The sequence below is a fragment of the Paracoccus binzhouensis genome, assembly GCF_016446475.1.
Lineage (GTDB): Bacteria > Pseudomonadota > Alphaproteobacteria > Rhodobacterales > Rhodobacteraceae > Paracoccus > Paracoccus binzhouensis.
On the sequence record NZ_JAEHFP010000225.1, the window covers coordinates 1 to 2,025 of the forward strand.

1 protein-coding gene and 1 pseudogene are annotated in these 2,025 nt (G+C 76.2%); both read right to left on the reverse strand.

Annotation, left to right across the window (positions count from 1 at the left end; genetic code table 11):
• Positions 1 to 840 (reverse strand): annotated as a pseudogene (locus tag I9P22_RS24050) (heparinase); the annotation flags it as partial.
• Between the two features lie 30 nt (positions 841 to 870).
• Positions 871 to 2,025: RsmB/NOP family class I SAM-dependent RNA methyltransferase (locus I9P22_RS24055; RefSeq protein ID WP_199262735.1), on the reverse strand; the 1,155-nt coding region annotated here is incomplete at its 5' end.

A 2,025-nucleotide genomic window follows, 5' to 3' on the forward strand; every position in this document is an offset into this window, starting at 1 on the left:
CCCATGCGCGGGCAGCGCCGCGCCCTCGGCGGCGCGCAGGCAGCGGTCGAGCCGCCCGGCCGCGCCGCGTCCGCCGCCGTGGAAACAGGGCAGCGCCCCGTCGGCATGGCGCAGGGTGCGCAGGATGGGCGCGATGCCGGCGATCATGGCCGGCAGCTCGGGCGGCGAATCGTGACCGGCCTCCTCGGCGACCTCCTGCGCCCAGACCAGCAGCGCCATGGCCTCCAGCAGCGCCTCGGGCGAGCGCGCCTCGGACAGGGTGTCGATGCCCATGGCGTCGGCTTCCTCGGCCAGGGCGATCAGCGCCGGCGCAGCCATGGCCTGGCGGTCGCGCAGCGACATGGCGCCGATGGCGAGCCCGGCCAGCGCCTCGAGCCGGCACAGCCCGTCCTCGCTGTCATACCAACTGTCGCGCAGTTGGGTCAGGTGCTGGTCCAGGGCGCGGAAATAGGGGCCGGCCCCGTCGCGGTCGAGGCCCGGCAGGATCATCCCGGCATGGAAGATCCAGCGCAGCACCCGCCGGCCGGTGACCTCGGGCGCCCATTCCAGCGCGCCGGCCACCGGCCGAGGGTGGCGGCGCAGCCAGCGCAGGACATGGTCCTGGGCGATGGCGCGGGCCCGCGGCGTGCCGACGGCGGCCAGGTCGTCGAGCCAGCCGAAACCGTGCAGCTCGGCCGCCACGGTCGGCGGCAGGTCGGCGGCGAAGAAATCGCCCGACAGGGTGATGCCGCCCAGATGCAGCGCGCCGTCGACGATCTGCTCGCCGCGACCGGGATGGCCGATGGCCTTGGGTTCGGGGCGGCGCAGAAAGCCCCTGGGCGCGACGGTGCTATCGGTCATGGGCAACGCATTCACTAGGACGGCGCAACCTTATGTCCGCCCGGCGGTTTTCCGCAAGCGCGCGATGAAGAACCCGTCCATACCGCCGCGTTCCGGCCACAGGTCCGGGCGCAGCCGCAGCCCGCCCTGCGGGGTGATCCAGCCCGGCTCGATCCCCGCGGCCTGCGGCGGCTCGACCACCAGGCCGGGATGGCGGGCCAGCGCGGCGGCCAGCTGGTCCTCGCCCTCGGCCGGCAAGAGCGAGCAGGTGGCATAGACCAGCCGGCCGCCGGGCTTCAGCAATTCCAGCGCGTGGTCGAGCAGCCGCGCCTGCAATCCGGTCAGTTCGGCCAGGCCGGCGCCGTCGCGGATGCGCGGCAGTTCCGGGTGGCGGCGGATGGTGCCGGTGGCCGAGCAGGGCGCGTCCAGCAGCACCGCGTCCAGCGGCTGGTCGGGCCGCCAGTCCAGCGCATCCGCCGCGACCAGCCGGGCCGAGAGCCGGCAGCGGGCGAGGTTCTCGGCCACGCGGGCCAGGCGCGGCTCGGAAATGTCCAGCGCCGTGACCTCGGCCCCGGCGGCGGCGAGCTGCAGCGTCTTGCCGCCCGGCGCGGCGCAAAGATCGGCGATGCGCTCGCCCGGCCGGGGGTCGAGCAGCCGCGCCGCCAGCGCCGCGGCGGCGTCCTGCACCCACCAATCACCCGCCTCATAGCCCGGCAGGGCCGAGATCTGGGTGCCCGCGGGCAGCCGGTGCGAGCCGGTGGGCAGCGCCTCGCCCGGGCAATCGGCGCCCTTCGGCGTCAGGTCGAGCGGCGCGCCGGCCTCATGCGCGGCCTCGATGGCGCGGGCGACCTCCTCGCCCCAGGCGGCGACGATGGGACCGCGCAGCCAGGCCGGCAGCTTCTGCGGCGCAAGCCGCGCCCAGGGCTCGGCCGCGCCCGCCACCTTGCGTAGCACCGCGTTCACCATGCCGGCCGCGGCCTGGCCCTTTTGCCCCGAGGCCCGGGCCAGCGCCACGGCGGCATTGACCGCGCCATGCGGCGCCTCGGCCAACGCCAGCATCTCGACGGTGGCGAGGCGCAGGATGCGCATGATCTCGGGACGCGGGCGGCGGGCCAGCATCGGCGCCAGCAGCAGGTCGCAGCGGCCCTCGCGCCGCAGCACCTCGAGCGCCAGGCGCCGGGCGCGGGCGCGGTCGGGGGGCGGCAG